Here is a 22,340-nt window from a genome sequence, read left to right as displayed (position 1 = left end):
TCCCATCGCCACACCTGTCATCCTCCCTGCTCTGCCATCATCAACCGAGGTCGCAAGCAAAGTATTCTTCGATGCATAACGCGGGAATTCAAAGGAAAGTCGGCGGAATAGCCGCCTGATGCCTCCCAAACCCGAAGTCATGCTGCATTAGAACCCTGTTTGTGCCTCACCTACCGTGGCGTCCTCGATGATGTAAACCGCTTCATCCTCACCGGCATCCAGATTGACTCGCAGAGTACCAGCCACGGCAACCATGCTGGTGTACGCGTCGGTGGAAGTTCCTTTGGAAAGCACCACATTCATCATATCGTAGGGTTGTGCTTTTCCGCCAAAACAGCATTCACCGTTATCCTTCAGCAATGTGAATTCTGTCAATCCGGAACTGCTTTTCGTCTGCCACATAAAACCCTTCAGGAAGATCTTCTGATCCACCAATGGCAATACATCCGGGTGAAGCTTCCGCTTTGATCCAAGATAGATGAACTGCTTGTCCGAAATCTCTCTGGAAAAATTCACTCTCTGAAATCCATCCGGACATTCTGTCGAATAGGCCATGGCCATCTTGCCAGTACCCAAAGTCAGAGACAGGACGGCAACAAGAGTACCGACGACAGCCATCCACTGGCCTGTCACTGGCTCGATCGACTGACGAATCTTCAGAACGGCCGTGAGACCAACAATCGAGGCAAACAACGCCACGACAAGTCCGTAGATACCGAAGAAACCAGACACCGCCATTGCTCCCATCACCAGCGAAATGGGAGCCCATGGCGAAATTGGCACATACTCAAAATCGTCAGAACCCTCAGTCTTTCCCCAGACGGCCTGCCTGTTTTCAGAAGAAACCAGAGTATTTGGCTGCGCAGCGACAGAATTAGACATGATCTTGAACCCGAAAATCACCTGCACATAAAGACACACCAATGCCACAACCAGACCCGTACATTCTCCCGGTTGGTGGTGGATTGTACGATGACAGGTCCACATTCGCGAAACCTTAGGCGCAAAAAGAGAAGCAGCCGAGCGAATTCAACGGGCAGGGGATCAGTCCTTCTGCATTCTGAACAACATTCGTTTTCAGCATAAAACGAAAAAAACCGAATCCGCCACTGCTGATCATTCGATCAGACGTGGCGGACTCGGTCTTTATCTGTCCTCTGAAATCTGTCCCTGAATCTTCCAACGGCAATTAGCTTGCGGACCAGTGGTAGTTGTCCAGTGCCAGGGTCAGGAAGATGATGGCTGTGATGATAGCGCCAAGGGAGACAAACATCAGGCCGTCATAGATAGTAGGGTCAGAGCTTTGAGACATGGGGGGAAATCCCTGAAGACACGAGTAAATAAACCTGATTGATGTTCGCAAACTGGCTGGCAGCTCGCACTCAGATGCGAGTCGTCACGTTATCGCCTCGAGCGATCACGCCGCTTCGAGTTTTCTCTATGACCATACCAACCGCGTTGTCCGGATAGACATCAATGATCCGAATCTGACCGAGGTATTCGCCGCTTCGGTAGACCGTCATTGTCATTCCCTCAGAGACGTAATCGTCTTCACCGATTGAAATATGAACGAGTTCCGCACTGCGGGATTCGTTCTGCCGGGTGGCGAGCACCTTGCCGTCGACATTCGTCTTGTCAGCTGGCACCGGTCCGACGACCGCCTGTCGAGGATTGATCTTGTTCTGGCGGCACAAATCACGAAGTCGAGCAATTTCTTCATCGGAACTCGCCAGCAGCTCTGAGGCTTCTGCGACTTTGCCGGACAGTGTGAGGTTCAGGTCTTCTTTCTCACGAATCTGCGAGATTTGCTCGCCGATCGTGTCCCGCAGCTTCTTGGTTTCTCGCTGAAGATCAGCGGCTTCCAGGATTCGGGCTTTTGACTCTGCCTGTGCAACCTGAAGGTCAGCCAGATGTTTATCGCGCTGCTGCTGCGCCTGAGCCAACTGCCCCTGGATGGCGTTGATGTTGGTATTCAGCCGAGTCACCATGGCTTCCGATGTTTCAGCGCGATCCTTGAACGCCAGAGACTCCTGTTTCAGTGTCTCCAGCTCCTCCTGCTGCTGACTCTTCAACTCATCGATGTTTTGGTTCAGGGTCGCAATCGTAGACTGCGCATCGAGTGCCTTTGATCGCCAGCTTTGGCTGAACGAATAAACGGCTCCCGCAAAACATACGAAAAGCAGGCTGAAAACCAGGTTGAGTACAACCAATGTTTTGCCGACGACATTGTTCATCGAGCTACTCCGATAACCTCATTCAGACCCATTTGATTCAGATTTGCGAACCGCCAGCGCCATTCGTTTGGGATGACAGCTGCTCCTGACGTTCATTCAGGGTTTGATTTTCGATCTGCAGACGAACCAGTCGATCCGTCAATTCACGCTTCAACTGATCCAGGCGGTAAAGATCCGTCCGGGCTTCTTCCAGTTCGTTTCGCAAGCGACTCACGTCTGTGCGTCGAACATCGGTTTCGTCCCGAATGGCCTTTGACTGAACGGATAACGCTTGTAGTTCTTCGGACAACTTCAACAGTTGAGCTTTCACTTGCGTTAAAGCCTGCTCAAGCTGCTGACGCCGAACCGTCATTGCTGCCTGATCCTGTTCCTGAGACGCTTTGAAGCTTGGAATCAGTCCATTATCTGCGTTTGTCAGCAACGCAACCCGATCGTTGGCTTCGGTTGTCGCGGCTTGCTTGCGGGACTGAAGGTCCTTGTGTGCCTTAATAATCGCTTCGTACGGATTCGGAGACGGTGAACCCAGAGTGCCTGGCTCACCTACACGGCGAGTCACAGTCCAGGTGGGCTCAATCCCAACCCCTTTTTCGAACGTGTAATCCTGCATCGGCTCCGTCGACATCTCGGACAAGTGGTGCGGAGAATTGAAATTCGCCACCCACGCCATCCCTGCCAACGTGACCGAAACGACGGTCATGATCACAGCCATTACTTTGAAGATGCTGTTTTTCATGGTGTCCAAGGGGCTTCGTTGTTCGGTAATCGTCAAAGACCAGCTCACGCACCGCGACGCCTGGCCCTAAATTCTCTGCAGCTTCCCGGAAGCACGCAGCTTGCGTATTCAAATGTGCAACAAAAACAGAGTCAAACAGAAACTGGACGGCTTCTTCCAATATCACTCAACTCAAACCGTTCGTCCGGCTGTTGAAGCGCGCACAAAAGAGGTTCGAAGCTGAGTATCGGTCAGGGTCAAGGCTGTTCGATGGGTCGGAGTACCAAACAACCCGTGAAAGCCCCCGGTCAAGGTGTCGAATTCACTCACAGTCCGCCTAACCGGATTCTTCAAACCCTCCGCACGCACCAATCATACTGATCAAGTGTTCCGTTGTGTTGAAGGGATTCATGCCGATTAAGCAGTCTGGGTGGTTCTTTTGCGAGAAACCTGCGGTGCTGGTTAGGTGGATCATGCATGTCGTGCCGGATGCGTCGATAACTTGAAGAAACCCGGAGCACAAAAACAGGCCAACTTCAGTTTCTGGTTCTCTGCAACGCTCGACGAACCTCCTTTGGGGCAACTTGCGGGCCAGGCCGAGCCAGATCGCAATCTCTCCCATTTCGATACATCTGAAAAACCATGGCATCACACGCGGAATTGAGAGTATGGCCGGGCAAACCGTTTCCTCTGGGCGCCACGTGGGACGGAGGTGGTGTGAACTTTGCGCTGTATTCGGAACATGCGACCAAAGTGGAACTGTGTCTCTTCAGGAACGTCAATGATCGTTCTGAGTCCTTTTGCATTCCGCTTCGTGAGCAGACCGATCTGGTTTGGCATGCCTACATGCCCGATGTCCGTCCTGGCCAGTTATACGGTTACCGAGTGCACGGACCATACGATCCACACGCCGGGCATCGATTCAATCCTCACAAGATTCTGCTCGACCCCTACGCTCGGTCAATCGGCCGTGGCATTGAATGGTCGGATGCGATGTTTGGTTATCAGGTGTCCCACAGCGACGCGGACCTGATGATGGATGACCGCGACAATGCGTGGTGTGCGCCGTTGGCCGTTGTTGTGGATTCCGATTTTCGATGGGGCCGTGATCGACATCCAAGAACGCCCTGGCACCAGACGCTCATTTACGAAACCCACGTCAAAGGATTCTCTCAGCTGCACCCGGATGTGCCGGAACCAATTCGCGGCACGTATTCCGGACTGGCTTCGCGTGCAGCAATTAACCACCTGAAAAAACTGGGGGTGACGGCGGTTGAATTAATGCCGATCCACTACCACGTCGACGATCGACACCTGGTCGCCAATGGTTTGTCGAACTATTGGGGCTACAACACCCTTTCGTTTTTCGCTCCTGACAGTCGCTACGCCGCCGCCAGTCAGCCTGAAGAAGTCATTCATGAATTTAAAAACATGGTGAAACGGCTTCATCAGTCGGGCATCGAAGTCATTCTGGATGTGGTCTATAACCATACGGGTGAGGGCAATGAGCTCGGACCGACACTATCCATGCGGGGAATCGACAACGCATCGTACTATCGGCTGATGCCCAATAATCGTCGCTACTACCAGGACTTCACCGGCTGCGGCAACACGCTCAACATGCAGTGCCCACGAGTGCTTCAGCTGATCATGGACAGTTTGAGGTATTGGGTTCAGGAAATGCACGTTGATGGCTTCCGCTTTGATTTGTGCAGCGCCCTGGCCCGGGAACTACATGATGTCGACAAGCTGAGTGCCTTCTTTGACATCATTCTTCAGGACCCGGTCTTGTCTCAGGTGAAGCTCATCGCGGAACCGTGGGACCTGGGAAGTGGCGGTTATCAGGTTGGCAACTTTCCACATCTGTGGTCTGAGTGGAACGGACGATATCGGGATACCGTTCGTCGATTCTGGGCCGGGGACGGGGGAGCCATGTCCGAGCTTGCAACTCGACTCACGGGCAGCAGTGACCTGTATCAGCACAATGGCCGAAAGCCGTATGCAAGCATCAACTTCGTGACTGCGCATGACGGATTCTGTCTGCGGGACCTGGTCAGCTATCACGAAAAACGTAACCTGGCGAATCTGGAAGACAATCGCGACGGCGATAGTCATAACAACAGCTGGAATTGCGGGGTCGAAGGCGAGACGGACGATGCCGAAATCAACGCGCTCCGCCTGAAACAGCGAAAGAATATCATGGCGACGCTGATGCTCTCACAGGGCGTCCCCATGTTGCGTGGCGGTGACGAACTCGGCCATACGCAGCATGGGAACAACAATGCGTACTGCCAGGACAATGAAATCAGCTGGCTGCAATGGGGCGAGGATGCCGATCAGCACTTCCTGAAATTCTGCCGAGAGCTCACAACGCTCTGGCATAAACAACCTGTACTCAAACGCAGGAACTTCTTTCAGGGGCGACGAATTCGCGGTGCCGGTGTCAAAGACATTGCATGGCTGACGCCGGCGGGCGTTGAGATTGCAGACCACGAATGGCATTCCGGAACTGTTCGTGCACTGGGAATGCGGCTGAATGGTGCATCGATCGACGAAGTGGACGATCGCGGCAAACCAATCTCCGGGGATACTCTTCTGGTACTGTTCAACTCAAACCCGGAGAAGATCGACTTCCGACTGCCGCATCACAAACCATCGGAACGCTGGATCTCACTCATCGACACCAGCCTTCCACGAACCGAACAAATCGCGTTCTCACACGACAATACCTATCCGCTTCAGGATCGCAGCGTTGTTGTGCTGCAGCTGAAAACCAACTGGAGTCCGCTGAAGCAACTGCTGCACAAGTCACATCCGCTTCCGCCTGTCCGTCGCCAGAAAACCAGCGCAGTTGACGGTGAGTCAGAGGTGACCTGAGGAATCCTCAGGCAAAGATGCCTGTCCAACAACCGGAACCCTTTCCGGCGTCCACAAGTCGCGGGATTTGCGTCGCATCCAGGACGCTCGCCTGTCCTCCGTCGATATCTCTCGGAAGACAGGCCTGGCGTCTCTCCTCAAAGGCTGTCCGTTTCGCTGATGAGTCCAGTCATCAGTGTTGATGTTCGTGGGTCTGAAACAATTTGTGCTGCGCTTCGCCTTTCGCCACTACAAATGCCAGCAGATCCAGAATCTCTTCCCGGGTTAACTTATTCAGTACTCCCCTGGGCATAATGCTGACATCGCTCACGTTTCGCTCGTCGATGTCTGATTTTCTGATTACCACTGGCTTGTCTGGTGTCGTTGGGTTGTCCACAACCCGGACTTCCTTATCGGTGTCTTCAATGACCAGCCCTGTAATCACCTTGCCGGATGTCAGAACGAATGTGTTCGACTGGTACCTGGTGTCAATTTTCTTCGACGGATTCAGAATATGATCCAGAACATCGACGACAGAGTACTCGACGGGAAGCTTTGTCAAATCGGGGCCCACGTTCGTGCCCTCATTTGCCATCTTATGACACCCCGAACAACTGGCCACCTTAAACAACTGCCGACCAACGGCGAAATTGTTCGCTCGGTGCGACAGGTGCATGGCATCTCCCTTCAGGTCCGATAGCTGCCAGTCGGTGTTGCGACCAAGATACTTCAGGAGTGTGTCTTTCACCGGCATCGGATGGGCCGCCATATAGGCGGCAGGATCCGCATCCCAGGACGAAAGATCCTGAACAACATAGAGCGCGCCATACATCCGGCGCCAATGGCCCGGGTACGTGCAGACGTAGGGATAAACGCCCGGTTCTTCCGGAGCTTCAAAGAACACAGACACGGTTTGTTCGGGCTGCATCAGGTCACTGGACGCAAGGATCTTATCGCTCACGGGCACGAAATGCCGCGCTGCTGCATCAGCATCACGACCGGTGGTTTCGGCGAGTTCCCCGACCTCTTCGAGTGATCCTGGCAGGACGACCGCAAAGTTGTGCGGCATGTTGTCCGTGTTGGTTAGTCGAAACTGAACCGCCTTACCTGACTGGACCACGATGGTCTCTTTGTCGTAGATCATCCGTTCGCGCACGGTCCCGATTTCAATCAACGGTACCACGACTTCCGATAGACGCTTTTCGAATCGGCTTCGTCCGGGTTCATCAAGTCGCGTTCGGAGAGCATCGGCAATTTTCAGCGCCAACTGAGCCTGATCCGAATTGCGTTCCTCTGGCTCTCGACTGGCCAGATACGAGACGGCTGCTTCGGCAAGCGGACCATACTGTTCTTTCGGCCACGCGTCGGCTTCAATTGTGTTCAATGCCTGTAATGCCGAATTCACAGAAGCACGGTCTTTCAGCAGTCGAGCCAGCATGCCCGTTTTGGCTGCCCCATCGCCGGGCAATTGCATCAATGCCGCAATGCCAAGATCCTGCAGCGTCTGGTCGGCTGCAGTGACGAAGGCATTGGCCGGAATCTGCTCTTTCCCGATTCCCGGCCCCTTCCAGGACATATGCAGACCATCACCACCTCCGTTGTCAAAATAAGTTGTTGTGATGGCATGCAGACCAGCGGTCAGATTCACGGTCCCGCTGCGTTCCACCATCCCATGCAGCCCGTCGTTGTTGATCAGCAGTTGATTGTTGAGGTAGAAACGCGAACCGTCGTCCGACGCAATGAAGAACGTATACTCACCAGGCGTTTCGATTTTCACGTGTCCCGTGAATCTCAGCGCGAAAGCATCGCGAGTCAGAAGAATAGGCAGATCCATCGTCACGATGTCGGCCGTGCCCGACGCTTTCGGCGTCATGGCTGCCAGCGTCTCCAGGGCAACGTTCGTGGTGCTGGGGGCGAAAAAGTCCACTTTCAGCCCCGGCCGGGTCAATGGCACTGCTCCTTTGTGACCGGGCATTTCGGGGATGAGATCCAGAAGTTGCTTTCGCATAGACGACTGAGCTGTCGTCGATGAAACCAGCGTCGTGCTCTGCAGCACATCCTCAAGCTCCACCTTTTTCTCTGCAACGGCTTCAAAGACACCATCGCTGGTTCCATCGACGTTCATCCACGCGGCAAGAGAAACCCGTCGGGTTTCTGCGGACGGCGTGGTGACCGCCAGTCGGACAATTCGATCGCGTACGCTCGCCAACTGCTGTGTCGGCTGATTAGCCAGCAGACGACTCAGGCTGTTCAAAATGTTGACACTGGCCTCATCATTCAGGCCTTCAATGAGCGAGAACAGTTCTTCGATTTCCGTCTTGCCGCTCAGTTCTGCAAGGCCGGACAGCGATGCCCTTAATGTTTCAGCCGGCACGTTTTCACGGGTCAGAATCGCTCGATAAACAGCTTCGGTTTTCTGCATTTTCAACAGTTCTTCGACGCTGGCGTTCGACAGGGCGAACGCTTCTGCTGCTGCCGAAAGCGGATTGCCGGCTGCCAGTTGCTCGCGGATGTAACCATTCAGGTCCATCATTTGGGCGGCCTCTTTCAGATTAAAATCAATCTGAACATCGGTCGGATGCTGCATCACCGTAAAGATCACTTCGGCACTGCCAGCTGCATTGATATTCGCGGCAGCGATGACAGCCTGCGCTCGCACAATGGGACTCGGATCGCTGGCAAGGTCAACCAGCATAGAAATCGTTTCATCCACCGGAAGCGGCGGGGTACCATCCGCCACAGCAGGGGAAGGATTGGGCGTGGACCATTCTGCAAGCACCTTGACCGCTGCGGCGCGAGCGTTGGGTTCGGGTGACCCCAATACTCGGGAGAGCAACTCCATGTCAGGCACACGATGCTGCTGATGCACCCACAGTGCTTCGGTCAGATGACGTGCGTTCTCCGGCTTTGAAGCGTCGAACTGTGCTGCCCATTCTGAAGCGGCTTCCGTACTGGCCTGAGGATTCCGGCCTGTCAGTTCCAGTCGTGCCCGGTAGCGCTCGGACAATGTGGGGGCAGAAAGATGGCTAACAACTTCCTGCACTGGTTTCCCCCTCATTCTGGCCACCGGAATGACAGGACGGTTATTTGCAGTCACACGGTAGACACGACCATGTCCGTGATCCCGACTTGGGTCACGAAGATTGTGCTGCATGTGGCCGATCAATGGGTTGTGCCAGTCCAGAATCAGAAGTGAACCGTCTCCGGCGATTTCCATGTCGCTCGGCCGAAAATTGGGGTCCGTCGAATAAACGATAGGTTCGACTTCAGTCGCCTGCAGGCTCGCGCCATCGCGACCGAATTCATATTGAGTAACCCCCTGAAATCCGATCACATTGGCAATCAGCAGGTTGCCGCGATTGGCTTCCGGAAAGTGCGGACTGTCCAGAATGACCGTCGCCGGGACCGGTCGGACGCGTTTGCGATACAACTTCCGGGGCGATCCATGTCCGGGAAACCCGATGTAGTCTCCGGTGCCGCCGGTGCCGTCCGTCGCAAATTGATTTCCCCACTGATCGAAGCAATCGCCGTGCGGGTTTGGCCCGATCGGAAACTGGAACCGAATGTCAAATCGTAGCGGGTCAAATTCAAAGACACCGCACGGACTGCTGCCGAATCGTGATGTTGGCCCCCACGGCGTTTCGAAGTTTTCATAGTGGAAGATTCCGCGGGAGAAGTAGTATCGACCGGATGGTCCCATCACAAAGCTGTTCGCTGTGTGATGCGTATCTGCAGAATCCAGTCCGTGGAACATGCGTTCGCGAACGTCGCAGATGTCGTCGCCATCCAGATCCTTCAGGAAGAAGATATCCGGTGCCATCGCGACAAGAACTCCACCGTTCCAGAATTCGAATCCGGTTGGGTTATGCAGCCCGTCTGCAAACGTAATGCATCGATCTGCTTTTCCATCTCCGTCATCGTCCGGAAGAATCAGCAGTTTGTCATTCATTTCTCCCAGCGGATTCCAGTGCGGATAAGTGGGCCACGCAGCGACCCAGAGCCTGCCGTCAGGATCGACAGCGCTCTGAACCGGATTGACAAGCTCGGGAAACTGTTCTTCAGACGCAAACAACCCAATCGACATCCCGCTGTGGACGGTCATTTCAGAAATGGCTTCTTCGCCGGTGAGAAATCTGTGCTGTCCCCCATCCAGTGCACCCGGTTTGTTGGTTTTGACCTCAAGCGGCTGCGGCACGCCGGAATCGTCCGGAGTGGTTGTTTTCGGATCGGCACCGCCTGCGATTTTCCAGATAACTCGATCACGATTAGCAACCATTGCATCCAGAATCTCCAGCTCGCGCTGCATGACTTCGAAATTGGTCTGGCCGTCGACAAACTTCAATGTCGATCGACCGCCAAAGACGCTGTATCCGTCGGTCGCTCGATAGATATTGTGCCAGTGCAGATTCTTATCCAGCACCGCAGTTCGGATGGCCTCAAGACGAGCCTTCGCGGCGCTGTTCGCCTGTTCCGGAAACAAACTTCCGGAGATGATCGCGGCAAGACCGCGGTAGCCAAAGTCATCCAGATGCACCCCATTGATGGTCGCAGGGGGAAAGGCAAGGGTTCCGGACGTCCCTTCAGGCGGCAGCTTTTTTCCGAATCGATCCCGCTCAACACCATCCAGGTTGCGCAGCACACTGACGTCCCAGTTGGCCAGGCCATAGATCTTCCGGCTTGCGGCAAACAAATCGACGAATGCAACACCTTTCGATTCGGCCACCGATTGCATCGCCTTTGTGTACATGGCCAGTCGCTTGTTGTTTTCAACACCATCCGGCACATGCGGCCATTTCAGGTCCTCACAGGCCGTGGGAGAGAAGAGGACCAGTCGCGGCGCAGAGCGGCCGTTGTAACGCTGAGCAACAGTGTGTTCGATAAAATCGGTCAGTTCTTTTCGAAACTGATCCAGACCTGCTTCGTCACCGAACGATTCGTTGTAGCCAAAGAAAGCCAGAATCACGTCGGCTTTCACGCGATTCAACCATTCATCCGGAGTTCCGAAATTATCGGATCGGGGGCGAGTCGTCAGTGTGTCGCCGCTGAAACCCAGGTTTCTGATAACAAGCTCGTGCGTCGGAAATGCATTGTGCAGAGCCGCTTCAACATGCCCGAAATGCTGCATGCGATCGGCCAGCGTATTGCCAATGATTGCGATCCGATCACCCTTGTGCAAACTGAGCCTCTGAACATCGCCCGCAGATGTTGATTCGGCGGCCGATACAACGGAAGCCGTTTTGCAGTACGGGAGCAGCATCACACTGACCAGGCCGAAGTGCAGTGTTTGATGCAGCAACCACAAACCGGCAGACAAAGGGCAGCGACGTTCGAACATAGGGCAGGCTCCGGTATTCTTCAGATGTGGTGAAGAAGATTTCACCAGCATTGAACTCGTTTTGCGGCAGAAGCGGCGGGAAGCCAAGCATCATGTCGAAACACTCAATCCCATGCAATCAAGGTCCCCACGGAAGGCCTGGACAACTCGACGTTCCTCAGAACACCAAACCCGGAATGGTCTCGGGGTCAGTATGGGCACATACGAATGTCCTCGTCCGGCGGTGTGATCAGAACGTGAAGCCAATGGGCGACACCAGCCACCTGGTCCGCGTTCCGGCCTGAAATTTCCGACGACCTGAAACGGGGATTCTGGCGAGGGGACGACAGATGCCAGGGCCACGAACCCTCGCAGCACGCTGACAAGTTCGTCACGACATCACAACTCGTCGCCAGTCTCTGAACTCTTCACGAGGGAGCTGTTCAATCGAAGAGGTAGCTGACGCTTTCGTTGCGGTGGACGCGCCGGATGGCTTCACCAAGCAGTTCCGCAACACTCACAACGGTGATATTGGGTAGTTTTTGTGTTGCAGACAATGGGCAGCTATTTGTAACAACGATACCGTCAACATTTGCCGCCTGCAGGCGTTCGATCGCGGGACCGCAGAGAACAGCGTGGGAAGCTCCCAGAAAGATTCGTTTCGCGCCGTGCTGTCGGACGACATTCACCGCGCCGCAAATTGAGCCGGCTGTGGTGATCATGTCATCAAAGATCAGCGCCGTCTTGCCTTCGATGGGACCGCCGATCAGATTTGCCTGGCGAGTTTCCATGGCGTTCGCGCGACGCTTGTCTACGATGGCCAGCGTACCGCCCAGATGTTCCTGATGCTGCAGACTTCGCTTGATGCTGCCTTCGTCCGGGCTGACCACCACGAGTTCATCGTCGGGAATATTGAGTGACTGAAAATACCGATCCAGAATTGGCGACGCATAAAGGTGGTCGACGGGGACGTCAAAGAACCCCTGAATCTGGGCGGCATGCAAATCCATGGTCAGAACACGATGCGCACCGGCCGTCGTGATCAGATTCGCAATCAGCTTGGATGTGATCGGTACACGTCCGGAATCTTTTCGATCCTGACGGGCGTACCCGAAGTACGGAATCACCGCAGTTATTCTGGCCGCGCTGGCTCGACGACAGGCATCGATCATCACCAGTAGCTCGAACAAATTGTCATTAACCGGTGGGCAGGTCGGCTGAATCAGAAAGACGTCGCTGCCTCGGATGTTCTGGTTCAGCTTGACGCTTGTTTCCCCGTCCGGAAAGTTGCTGCAGTCGACATGCCCCAGTCCGATGCCAAGGTACTGCGTGATTTCCCTGGCAAGATCGATATTAGCTCGCCCGCTCAGGATGGTCAGATTTTCGTACATGAGCGACGCTTACCAGGGGCTGATCCCCTGACCCAATGTCGAGCGCCCGGGCCGAAAAGCGTCGCCGCTCACGCCGGTTGCTCAAAATCTGCGTGCACGGTGCACGCTTACCACGATCGAATGCGAGCATCCTGACATCCAGCGTTCCAATCGTCAATCCGGGAGAACTGCGCGGAATGGAGAAACTTCGGAGTTGTGAGGAAATTGCTGGTTGGCCGTGGTATGAGGGCCAACTGCGGTGGCCGTGAGCTGATTGTCGAACAGATGACGCACGTCACAGGTCTCAGAGCGACCACGGTCGCGGTACATTGCGGAATACCGCAACACCTGACTTTGACCATCTTCTTCCACGACCTCAAAACTGACGGCGTGGGGTTCGCTGCCATGCGGAACAAAAGAGATTTCGTTGGGATATATTTCACCGGGGATGGCCGGAAAATTGACATTCCAGAAGTGCCCGACCGGTAAATCGAACTGAGGTTCCAGAAGCCGCCGGACCACGCGGTTGACATGTTTGCCCAGAATTTCCCAATCGATTGGCGCATCATCCCGGAAATACCGGGACGTGGCGATGGCGGGCACATTCATCAGAGCCGCTTCGCGAGCAGCCGCGGCCGTTCCGGAATAATAAAGATCGACCCCCAGATTGGCGCCGGGATTGATTCCCGCGACGACACGATCGGGCGGAGATGAAAGCACGTGTCGCAAACCAACCCGAATGCAGTCGGCAGGAGAAGAATGAACGATATAGATTTCGCCAAATGGTTCGACGTTCCGACGCTCGATCCGAATGGGGTTTTTCGTGTCGACCGCATGGCCCTTTGAACTGTGGCATTTCGCAGGTGCCACAACAACGACATCACCAATGGGTTTCAGAGCGTGATACAGAGCCGCAAGTCCAGGAGCGTCGTAGCCATCGTCGTTGGTAATCAGAAACTGCATAACATTCTGTCAGTTTGCCGGAGCCGGAAGGACCAGGATGCGAGCATCATGGATTTGAAGTCGTGGCAGGGATGATTGCTGCTGCAATGCCACAAGTAAACCGATGCGCCCTGCATTCAGGTCAGCGATCTGAGTATTGGTAATGACGACGCCATCCATCCGGGCCAGGACGGATGACTTATCGACCATGATCTCCACGCGTCGCCTCGTAAAGCCGGAGGCGGGGACTGATACACCGGGCCGCGCGATGACCGTGCCTCCGGAAACGCGCTGCACCTGCCCCGGAGCTGTTGCATCCAGAATCAGGGTGAATGCCGATAAATTCTGATCTCTGGACGCCCCGAAAATAAACTGCAGTGATGTAGTTTCGACAGACATTTCAAAACGCACCACATACCGATCCACTTCACGCTGAACATCGATCAAACCGGCCGCGCCGTCCTGCGAAGACGCGTCGAAGGTCAGTCGCCCGTCCTGCAGCTTCCACTGAGGTTTGCCATTCTGCGGAAGCGGGTTCGCCGTGTTTCGAGCCTGGAAGAACGAAAGCTTTTCCAGATCGCTGAACAACCGCTCAAACTGCCAGCGATCCAGTTTCTGAATGAGTGCGTCCCGGCGTAAAGCATCGGGGGATGCAGGGTCGAGCGAACCTGTTCCTGCCGATTTGAGCTGAGATGCAAGATCAGCGACGGTGTTCAGATCGTCATTCAGCTGTTCTGCCACGCCATCGGCATTTTTCAGAAGCGACTTCGCAAACGAAACCATGTGGTCGATGGAAGCCCAGTCTCCTGCCGTGGCCGCATTTCTGCAAAGACGAACGGTGTGCTCGACAACAACATCCTGCTGCAACTGATTGAGAGCCGACTTGCTGAAAGTCCGGAACAGAGGCTCCAGCTCCTCGAGCTCAGAAACGCCATATCGACGATGCCGAAGCTGCCTGACATCAAGGATGATGTCTGCAGCTTTCGCTCGGGATGCGAGCTCTTCAGCCAGATTCAGCAGTGCATAGTCCGTCGCACTGGCTGGCTTATCGGCACTCACCAGGAACAATGTGCGAGCCAGCTCTGATCGAGCCGCCGGGGTCCGCGCCTGGCTGACTTCCCGCTTATAGACTTCTTCGAGTTCTTTGGCCGCAGCCGCCACTTCGTCCGGATCTGGTGGACGAGCATCGGTCATCTGCGTGGCATCTGGTGTACGAGCATCGGTCATCTGCGTGGCATCTGGTGTACTCGACCCCTGCACGTCCACAACGATGGATGTTTCGGTTCGGGCATCTGTCGCAAATTCAACGTCCGGCAACAGCGGCTCGGCCGACACCCTGATCACTTGTTTTCCGGAGACATCCTTCGGCACATCCCAGCTCAGTACACCTGTGCCCGGATCGATGACGACGCCCGGCGGGCTGTCGGGATCGGTCTTCAAACGCACTCCGCGCAGGAGTCACATTCCACTGGCATCGACAAGGTTCAACTGAAGTGTTTGTCCGGCTGCAATAGAGCGGGTTGTTGGTTCGATCAGCTGAATACTGAAAACCGTCGGAACGACTCGAATTTCGTAAACGGTTGTGGCAAGGATTTGGTCCGATGCCTTGTCGGTCAGTTGTACGGTCAGGACATGCCGTCCGATCTGCCGTTTGGCGGGATTCCATCGCAAAATTCCATTGACCGAATCCAGTTGCATTCCAGGCATCAGCCCGCGGATAACCTGATATTCCGGTTCAGCTTCCGGAGGAAGTTCCGATTTCGTCGCAAACGAAATCTGCGATGACTCCCCGATGGGCATTCGCTGCGGCGGCAGGATTGGCAAGGCAAATCGAGAGGATTCGCGTGTCACCGCGACTTCCAGCGTGCAGTCGGCAATGATATTGCCCGCGTCTGAATTGGTGACGGGAGGCGTCGTCGAGGCGGCGGCGTAAACCAGCTGAATTGGGATCTGGTAGCGAACAGGCTTTTGCAGCACAGTGGTCTGCCAGGTGACATCACCCGTTTCGGCATCAATTGTCGCGGCAGTCGGGGCTTCAGGGCCAAGTCGATAGAACAGTACGCCGCGGTTCGCCGGACGCGTGATACTTAGTTCAGGACTGAATGTTACGACGTCGCCCGCCTTGACTTCCACAGGGTCAGGGGATGCGAATCTCGCGGCTGGCAAATCGACATTTGCCTCTTTCGTCTGGCCTTTGTTTTCCACATCCACCAAGCCATTGACTGGTACATCGTTTCGACTGGTTTGAGGATCCGGTGAAAAAAGAATGTACCCCACTGGCAACAAGACCACGGCAGATGCAATTGCGGCAATCAGGCCCGGCCGGAATGCGGCCCGATTTTGTTTGCGCTGGGTCAGGACAGGAGATGTCGGACGACGAAAATCAGGAACGGTATTCGCCATCGCGGCTTCAATGGACAGTTCAGGAAGTCCGTCCGCCTGGGCGGATCGACTATTCAGCAGATCGACTGCCGCCCCACTTTCCATTTCCTTCAGGAACTGCTGGTAGCTGGCATCCTGAGCAAAGCTGGTTTCTTTTTCATCAGCGCTGTCTTTCGATGGCTCTAATGGAAGCAGGTCCTCTGCTTTTGCGGTGCGAGCGGCCTTTCTTAATGCATCCACCGTAAGCGGTTCGCAAAAGGGTTCGAGTGCCGCGGCAACTTCCGCGGGTGTTTGAAATCGAGCGTCCGGATCTCGCAGCGTCATTCGCTGACAAATGGCATTAATCTCTTCCGGAAGATCGGATCGAAGGCTGCGAGCGGACGGGGCATCCTTCGAACATCGATTCATCAACACCTGCAGGGGATTGTCCCCGGGAAAGGGGATTCGGCCTGTCAGCATTCGAAAAAATGAGCAACCCAGACTGTAGATATCGCTTCGAATATCCGCCGTCGCTGTATCCCAAGCCTGTTCGGGAGACATGTAGTCGGGCGTTCCCATGACCTGCCCTGCCCGAGTTGCCGCTCGTTCTGCCGACGTCGTGTCAGTGGTCGATTCTTCCGACAATCGCACGAGCCCCATATCCATTAGTTTGACCGTGCCATCGCCTTTGTCCGACCAGGCGATGATCAAATTGGCTGGCTTAATATCCCGGTGAACCATTTTTTGCTCATGGGCATGCTGCAGCCCCAGTGCGGCCTGACGAATGATGTCGCAGGCGATCCCTACCGGTAACTCGGGGATGCGGCGAGTGACATCGTCCAGCTGATCTCCATTGACGAATTCCATCACCATGAAATCAATATCACCAACTCGACCACCATCCAGCGTGCGAACGATATGTGGACAGTTGAGCCTGGATGTCGCCTTGATTTCTCGCCGAAAACGATTCACCAGCGTCTGATTGGCTGTGAGCTTTTTTGCCATGACCTTGATGGCGACAATGGCTCTCGTATTTGTGTCGAGGGCCTGGAAGACATGGCCCATTCCACCGCGCCCGATGGGCTTTTGAAGTCGATACTGCTGCAACACGAATCCGGACTGGCCCTGCAGCAACTGGCTGCGCTGCCACGACGTCAGCATCTTTCGACGTACGAGCTCAGTTGCCAGAAGTTCGGGCGTGTTCAGTCCGGCTGCCGACCGGGAATTCACCGCTGCTTCGTTGCCAGCAGCCGGCAGAGAATTCTGTCCGCCGACTCGCTCGCTTCCGCGCGCAAGGGATTCAGCCAAAGCCAGCTGATCACTGTTCAGCAGCTGGCTCTTCTTCAACAGATTCAGGAAAGATTTCAGGGTGGCGTCAGGCATGGCCCGGGATCATATCAATGTCCCCCTGCAGAATGAACATTATTCCAGACAAGCAGACACGTGTCTGCCTTCCAGGACTCGCTCCGATGTCTGGCTTCCCACTTTGCCTGCCCCTTCACCGTTACCTGTCTCTTCACCGTTCTCTGCCCCTTCATAGACGCCCGTGACGTCACTGTAGCCTGCGACGTCACTGTTGCCTGCGATTTCACAGCAGACTGCATTCAGAAAAACACGATCGTTGACAGTCGTCCAGCGTGCCTGTCCTGGTTTCGAACGGACAGCTAATCCCGTGTCAGTCGTTCGTCGATCTTGTTCAGGTGATGAATCATGTGGTCCGCGTAGTCAGTCACCAGAAACTGCAGCGTACACGTGTCGTAAGGAGTGATCGTGCAGGGAGTTTGAAGTTTGGCTGCGTCCATGTCGCGAATGATGATTGCGATCTGCTTGTTATAAAAGTACCAAAGCTCAATCAGGTTCCCCCAGTCGGCGTGAAGATAATGCCCGGCGTTTGCCCATTGATTCTGATCGTATTTCGGGAACACCAGCGAGTCACGAAATTGAGCGCGAACAAATCGCTGATGATTGTTGCATGCCGAATCGATCAGGTGCCCGACAACTTCTGAAATCGACCAACGGTCGGCCGAATGCTTGCGATGGGCCGTATCATGCGGAATCTTCTTCAGCCTTTCCCGCCACACTTCAATCCAGGAGTCTATGGTTGCTGCCGCAGCAGCGTTCATCGATTCCTTTTCATTCCCGCAGCTGCCGGCTTCCTGTGTCATCGTGTGCTCCTGAGATTCCCGGTGATTTCCGCACCGGCATTGTCCCACCCGGAACGGTTTCGTCATCCGCGTTTGTGCTCTTATCGGGCGAAAATCCCGAATCAAGATTGCCCTCGCAACGGCACAGAGCGCGCAATAGGCCTGTTTTGTTCATCTGAAGGTGAAAACTGCCCATGTTGACGACTTCGACTTGCAGGTCGGCGCAGTTCTGCCCAACATGTAGACCCTGCCGGCGCGGTGATTGAACAAGGGATGTTTCATCGCGTCACACCTATTCCACCTCGGCCCGCCATTGAGACTTTCGTGATGCCTTCGAACACAACCCGACGCGACATGCTCAGGTCAACGGCCTGCGGTTTTGGATCTGTGGCTCTTCAGGCGATGCTGGCCGGCCAAACGTCTCAGGGTGCCTCAGCGCGGCCTGATGCATCAGGTACCACATCAACGGCCATTTCCGGCGACACGCTGCTGCCAAAGAACCCGATGTTTGCCCCTCGGGCAAAACGGATCATCTTTATCTTTATGCAGGGTGGCCCCAGTCAGGTGGATACATTCGACTATAAGCCCGAGCTTTTTGCGAGGGACGGTCAGACCATCGATTTTACCGGTGTACGGTCGGGCGATTTTGGAAAACTGACCCAGCGAACGCTGATGAAGCCCATGTGGGATTTTGCACCCCATGGACAGTGCGGCCAGATGGTATCCACACTGTTTCCACATATTGCCGGACACGTCGACGACCTGTGCTTTCTTCATGGGATGCACACGGAGGGAGTCGCGCACGGTCCGTCTACGTTGTTTCTGCATACCGGCGCTACAAATCTGGTGCGTCCGTCGATGGGAGCCTGGCTGATGTACGGCCTGGGCACGGAAAATCAGGATCTGCCAGGATTCGTGACTCTGCAGCCATCAGACGAAAAAGGCGGCCCCCGAAACTATTCCAATGCGTTCCTTCCATCGGTGTATCAGGGAACAGCCATTGGTCGATCCTGGAAACCCATCGACCAGATGACGATTGATCATATCCGAAATCCAAACCTGTCTGCCGAATCATCGCAAACACGCTTCAGACTCACACAGCAGCTCAGCCAGGCTCAGGTGAATCGTCGCCAGGTGCAGGACAGTCAGCTGGAAAGTGTGATTCGCAGTTACGAACTCGCATTCCGTATGCAAACGGCTGCACCGGTGGTGATGGACATGAGTGGCGAAACCTCCGCAACGCTGGATCTGTATGGCATTGGAGACAAGCCGACGGACGAGTTCGGTCGACAGTGTTTACTGGCTCGCCGGCTGTCAGAATCCGGAGTCCGTTTCGTTCAGGTGAACTACGCAGACGAATCGCCAAATCCCCGATGGGACCAGCACTCCCGAATGCACAAGCATGCCGACCACGCACTGGCTACGGACAAACCAGTTGCAGGGCTGCTCACTGACCTGAAACAACGTGGTCTGCTGGAAGATACCATCGTTTGGTGGGGAGGCGAATTCGGGCGAACACCGTTCAATCAGAGCAATGACGGGCGTGATCATAACCCGCGGGGATTCAGCGTCTTCATTGCCGGCGGAGGCGTCAAGCCAGGATTTGCGTGGGGCAGCACGGACGAAATTGGGCACAATGCCGTCGAAGGAAGGGTGCACATGCACGACCTGCACGCAACATTACTGCACCTGCTGGGTCTTGACCACGAACGACTCACCTATCGATACGACGGCCGCGACTTCCGATTAACCGACCTGGCCGGGCACATCGTCCACGACATTATTGCATAGGTCAACCGCGATGTCTGCCCGGCCTGTAAGAAGAGACCGACCATCGATGGATCTGTCTCGCTGGGATTCGCAGATAACCCAACAACGGGCTTCAAACCCCTGGCTCGCTACAGTCCTGCACTGTGAGATGCAACGTACTCAACAGGGCCTCTGCGTACATAAGAGCCCTTTTTGAGACACTGTCCTATCGAAAGAGCCTTTCCGCTTGAATCCCGGGTTCCGGGGCAGGCTTTCGTTTTGTGTCGCTTGCGTCATCGCATGATTTACCTCGATGCGTGATGATCCAGAAAAGACAGGAACTGGGTTGTTGCGGGATCGTCGGGTTTTCCCAAATCGTTGTTCAGCTGGCTGTGGTTCGTGTCCCCCTTACCAAATGTTCGCCCCTGGATACCAGCTTCGTTCAGCACAGATGCCAAACGGTCGGCTTGAGCGCGCGTATCCGGGTTGCCCGAGAAATACAGAAGCAGAAACGGAGGAATACCTTTGTTTGGAGCCACATGCGTCACCGCCGAAAACTGCACATGCTTTTCGGGGTCGTTACCGAACTTTTGCCGATGTCCGAAGGTAAACATCTTTCCGCCGTAGATGGCCTGTCGATGTTCGGCGGTAAGTATGATCTTGGGGATGTCGTATGTGTCTCCATCGACCGGTACACAGCCCCTGAGCACTTCCATGCCAACACCTTCCGACGCGAGGTAGCGTTGATCCGTACAGAGGATTGCGGCGAGTTGCGCACCCGCGGAATGGCCACCAACAATTATTCGATCGGGATCGCCACCGTAGGTTTCGATATTCCTGTGAACCCATCCAAACGCTTTGGCAACATCGCTGATGAGGTCCTCCATTGGTACTTCTGGCAGCAGGCGGTAGTTGATGGAAACAAACACGAAGCCTCGTTCTGTCAGAACCTTCGGCTTCAAACCGACATCCGTTTTGTCTCCCGCCTGCCAACCTCCGCCGTGGATCCAAAACATGACAGGACCCGGTGTCCGGGTCGGTTTCTCTGCCCGGTAGATGTCCAGGACATGTCGCGGATGATGACCTTCGCAATACCGAATATCAGACGTGACGACCTGCGCGTAAATGGCGCCGTTCACATACATCAGGAGTGCCAGGGCAGCGACGAAATACAGCCGGAAGGAATTCATAGGTTTCTCCGAATTCACGGACGGGATTCAATTGACGGGACTGGCCTTGTCTCAGCAAATGTTCAGGTGGTTGCTGAACGGGTATGACGCCGAACTGAAACCACATTGTCTGGATCAATTGAGGGTGTTGTACTTCAAGTGTCTATTGCTGGGAACGAACACAATTCTGGTGTTCGTCGTAGACATCAAAACTGCATTGGAGACCGGAGCTCTGCAGGATCTCAACGATGCGATTGACGGATTCCAACTGGCGATCGACACCACCGCTGATCAGCACAGGACGCTCAGATGCAATCACCAGTTCTGCAAAGTCGGAACGAACTTCATATTCCGTCCAGGAACACATCCGTGACGACCAACCGTGGTTCAGGAACAATTGATTGACTTTAGACGCTAAAGACTCGGTCGACAGAGTCATGAAAATGCAATGCGGCAGTTGATCTTCAGTATCATCAGTTGCCATCTCGCTCCCCGGGTGAGTGCTCAGAAACTCAGACAACAGCGACCGGGACCAGAGAAATGCATTCAGGCCATTCAATAACCGCCGGCAATCTGCCTGAATTGTATAGCGACCCGGAATCTTCTTGTCACGGATAAATCCATGCTGTGCATTGCCGCAGCTTGATTTCGGAGGAGCCGTGCAGTTCGTCCGACATCACGCAAAGAATTAGAACATCGATCCTGATCGGATCGGCGTAACAGCGGGATCTGCAGGAGGTTACCTGACCGCTTACGTCACTTTGCACGACGATGTGTCCTCAGTCCGCCGGAAGGGTGCGAAGTTCACCGCATTGAAACTACGGGACAACTCCGTGAAATATGCCATCAACGGTTTCGCCAGTGTGACGAAGTCACCCAGGACGTGCTGCTGAACGCGGGTTTCACCGATCGAGCCGATCACCGAGCCCGCCAGTTGGTGAAAGGGTTTCGTGGGTTCATTGAAACGCACAAGGATGAAATCGAAGCTTTGCAGATTTTGTATTCTCGTCCTCATCGAGCTGGCCTGCGATATTCACAGGTCAAAGACTTGTTGCAGGCCATCAAGCGTCCGCCATTGAATGCGGATGCTCAAGAGTTGTGGGACGCGTTCGAACAGACTGAGCCTGACAAAGTCAAAGGCAAGGGAGGCAAACAACTGGTCGATCTGATCGCCATTGTGCGTCACGTCCTGCAGCCGGACTCGCCGCTGGTGCCGATCAGCACGATGGTGCAGGAGCGTTATCAGCAATGGCTGGCCGACCAGCAGACTGCCGGAGTCAGCTTTACCGCTGAGCAGACACAGTGGCTCGACGCCATCAAAGACCACATCGCCAGCAGCTTGGCCATCGACAGCGAAGATTTTTCAGACATCCCCTTCAATCAGCTCGGCGGCTTAGGCCGAGCGTATGAGTTGTTCGGCGATTCGCTGACCTCGATTTTGGAAGAATTGAACGCGAGGCTGGCAGCATAATGCAGGACTAATGTCGTC

General features: G+C 54.8%; 15 protein-coding genes. 3 read left to right on the top strand and 12 right to left on the bottom strand.

Annotated elements, in window-relative coordinates; translation table 11 throughout:
- Positions 1–147 precede the first annotated feature (147 nt).
- From R3C20_15830 to R3C20_15815, 4 genes are all read right to left on the bottom strand, one after another.
- A complete protein-coding gene (locus tag R3C20_15830) occupies positions 148–882 on the bottom strand; it encodes a hypothetical protein (GenBank protein MEZ6041972.1) in 735 nt (244 codons plus the stop codon).
- Between the two features lie 307 nt (positions 883–1,189).
- Positions 1,190–1,312, bottom strand: coding sequence for a hypothetical protein (locus R3C20_15825; protein ID MEZ6041971.1), 123 nt, complete (start codon positions 1,310–1,312; stop codon positions 1,190–1,192).
- A gap of 70 nt (positions 1,313–1,382) precedes the next feature.
- Positions 1,383–2,234, bottom strand: a complete 852-nt coding sequence (locus R3C20_15820; protein MEZ6041970.1) for a hypothetical protein — start codon at positions 2,232–2,234, stop codon at positions 1,383–1,385.
- Between the two features lie 37 nt (positions 2,235–2,271).
- Complete coding sequence (locus tag R3C20_15815; GenBank protein ID MEZ6041969.1) at positions 2,272–2,967, bottom strand: hypothetical protein; 696 nt, start codon at positions 2,965–2,967, stop codon at positions 2,272–2,274.
- A 621-nt stretch (positions 2,968–3,588) separates the two neighbouring features.
- On the opposite strand from R3C20_15815, the gene glgX reads away from it, so the two are divergent.
- Positions 3,589–5,823, top strand: a complete 2,235-nt coding sequence (gene glgX / locus R3C20_15810) for a glycogen debranching protein GlgX (GenBank protein MEZ6041968.1) — start codon at positions 3,589–3,591, stop codon at positions 5,821–5,823.
- A 172-nt stretch (positions 5,824–5,995) separates the two neighbouring features.
- On the opposite strand, the gene R3C20_15805 is transcribed toward glgX, so the two are convergent.
- The 6 genes from R3C20_15805 to R3C20_15780 all read right to left on the bottom strand — a co-directional run bounded on the left by R3C20_15805 (position 5,996) and on the right by R3C20_15780 (position 17,954).
- Complete coding sequence (locus tag R3C20_15805; protein MEZ6041967.1) at positions 5,996–11,137, bottom strand: PA14 domain-containing protein; 5,142 nt, start codon at positions 11,135–11,137, stop codon at positions 5,996–5,998.
- Positions 11,138–11,559: 422 nt separating this feature from the next.
- On the bottom strand, positions 11,560–12,507 hold the full coding sequence (locus tag R3C20_15800) for a ribose-phosphate pyrophosphokinase (GenBank protein MEZ6041966.1): 948 nt from the start codon (positions 12,505–12,507) through the stop codon (positions 11,560–11,562).
- A gap of 153 nt (positions 12,508–12,660) precedes the next feature.
- Positions 12,661–13,449, bottom strand: a complete 789-nt coding sequence (gene surE, locus R3C20_15795; protein MEZ6041965.1) for a 5'/3'-nucleotidase SurE — start codon at positions 13,447–13,449, stop codon at positions 12,661–12,663.
- Between the two features lie 9 nt (positions 13,450–13,458).
- The gene (locus tag R3C20_15790; protein MEZ6041964.1) at positions 13,459–14,868 is read right to left on the bottom strand and encodes a hypothetical protein; all 1,410 of its coding nucleotides are present in this window, start codon (positions 14,866–14,868) and stop codon (positions 13,459–13,461) included.
- Between the two features lie 18 nt (positions 14,869–14,886).
- Entirely contained in the window at positions 14,887–17,172 is a 2,286-nt protein-coding gene (locus tag R3C20_15785; protein ID MEZ6041963.1) for a protein kinase, read from the bottom strand.
- A gap of 281 nt (positions 17,173–17,453) precedes the next feature.
- The gene (locus R3C20_15780; GenBank protein ID MEZ6041962.1) at positions 17,454–17,954 is read right to left on the bottom strand and encodes a DinB family protein; all 501 of its coding nucleotides are present in this window, start codon (positions 17,952–17,954) and stop codon (positions 17,454–17,456) included.
- Between the two features lie 306 nt (positions 17,955–18,260).
- Here R3C20_15780 and R3C20_15775 point away from each other — a divergent pair, with 306 nt between their 5' ends.
- Positions 18,261–19,724 carry a DUF1501 domain-containing protein gene (locus R3C20_15775; protein ID MEZ6041961.1) on the top strand — a complete coding sequence of 488 codons (1,464 nt, stop codon included), beginning with the start codon at positions 18,261–18,263 and terminating at the stop codon, positions 19,722–19,724.
- A gap of 263 nt (positions 19,725–19,987) precedes the next feature.
- Here the strand turns inward: R3C20_15775 and R3C20_15770 are convergent, their stop codons facing one another.
- Together R3C20_15770 and R3C20_15765 are read right to left on the bottom strand one after the other, a co-directional pair.
- Positions 19,988–20,872 carry an alpha/beta hydrolase gene (locus R3C20_15770; GenBank protein MEZ6041960.1) on the bottom strand — a complete coding sequence of 295 codons (885 nt, stop codon included), beginning with the start codon at positions 20,870–20,872 and terminating at the stop codon, positions 19,988–19,990.
- Between the two features lie 142 nt (positions 20,873–21,014).
- The gene (locus tag R3C20_15765) at positions 21,015–21,335 is read right to left on the bottom strand and encodes a hypothetical protein (GenBank protein MEZ6041959.1); all 321 of its coding nucleotides are present in this window, start codon (positions 21,333–21,335) and stop codon (positions 21,015–21,017) included.
- 399 nt (positions 21,336–21,734) lie between these two features.
- Between R3C20_15765 and R3C20_15760 the strand changes: the two genes are divergently transcribed.
- The gene (locus tag R3C20_15760; GenBank protein MEZ6041958.1) at positions 21,735–22,322 is read left to right on the top strand and encodes a type I restriction-modification enzyme R subunit C-terminal domain-containing protein; all 588 of its coding nucleotides are present in this window, start codon (positions 21,735–21,737) and stop codon (positions 22,320–22,322) included.
- Positions 22,323–22,340: the final 18 nt, after the last annotated feature.

This window comes from Planctomycetaceae bacterium (assembly GCA_041398825.1).
In the GTDB taxonomy this organism is placed as follows: domain Bacteria; phylum Planctomycetota; class Planctomycetia; order Planctomycetales; family Planctomycetaceae; genus F1-80-MAGs062.
The sequence above is the reverse complement of the archived record's forward strand: the minus strand, read 5'-3'. Positions and strand labels throughout refer to the sequence as shown.

What these genes read in the sequence shown, in the direction of transcription:
- R3C20_15830 (MEZ6041972.1), bottom strand. Translation starts at nt 882, where the DNA reads ATGTCTAATTCTGTCGCTGCGCAGCCAAATACTCTGGTTTCTTCTGAA.
- R3C20_15825 (MEZ6041971.1), bottom strand. Translation starts at nt 1,312, where the DNA reads ATGTCTCAAAGCTCTGACCCTACTATCTATGACGGCCTGATGTTTGTC.
- R3C20_15820 (MEZ6041970.1), bottom strand. Translation starts at nt 2,234, where the DNA reads ATGAACAATGTCGTCGGCAAAACATTGGTTGTACTCAACCTGGTTTTC.
- R3C20_15815 (MEZ6041969.1), bottom strand. Translation starts at nt 2,967, where the DNA reads ATGAAAAACAGCATCTTCAAAGTAATGGCTGTGATCATGACCGTCGTT.
- glgX (MEZ6041968.1), top strand. Translation starts at nt 3,589, where the DNA reads ATGGCATCACACGCGGAATTGAGAGTATGGCCGGGCAAACCGTTTCCT.
- R3C20_15805 (MEZ6041967.1), bottom strand. Translation starts at nt 11,137, where the DNA reads ATGTTCGAACGTCGCTGCCCTTTGTCTGCCGGTTTGTGGTTGCTGCAT.
- R3C20_15800 (MEZ6041966.1), bottom strand. Translation starts at nt 12,507, where the DNA reads ATGTACGAAAATCTGACCATCCTGAGCGGGCGAGCTAATATCGATCTT.
- surE (MEZ6041965.1), bottom strand. Translation starts at nt 13,449, where the DNA reads ATGCAGTTTCTGATTACCAACGACGATGGCTACGACGCTCCTGGACTT.
- R3C20_15785 (MEZ6041963.1), bottom strand. Translation starts at nt 17,172, where the DNA reads ATGCCTGACGCCACCCTGAAATCTTTCCTGAATCTGTTGAAGAAGAGC.
- R3C20_15780 (MEZ6041962.1), bottom strand. Translation starts at nt 17,954, where the DNA reads ATGACACAGGAAGCCGGCAGCTGCGGGAATGAAAAGGAATCGATGAAC.
- R3C20_15775 (MEZ6041961.1), top strand. Translation starts at nt 18,261, where the DNA reads ATGCCTTCGAACACAACCCGACGCGACATGCTCAGGTCAACGGCCTGC.
- R3C20_15770 (MEZ6041960.1), bottom strand. Translation starts at nt 20,872, where the DNA reads ATGAATTCCTTCCGGCTGTATTTCGTCGCTGCCCTGGCACTCCTGATG.
- R3C20_15765 (MEZ6041959.1), bottom strand. Translation starts at nt 21,335, where the DNA reads ATGGCAACTGATGATACTGAAGATCAACTGCCGCATTGCATTTTCATG.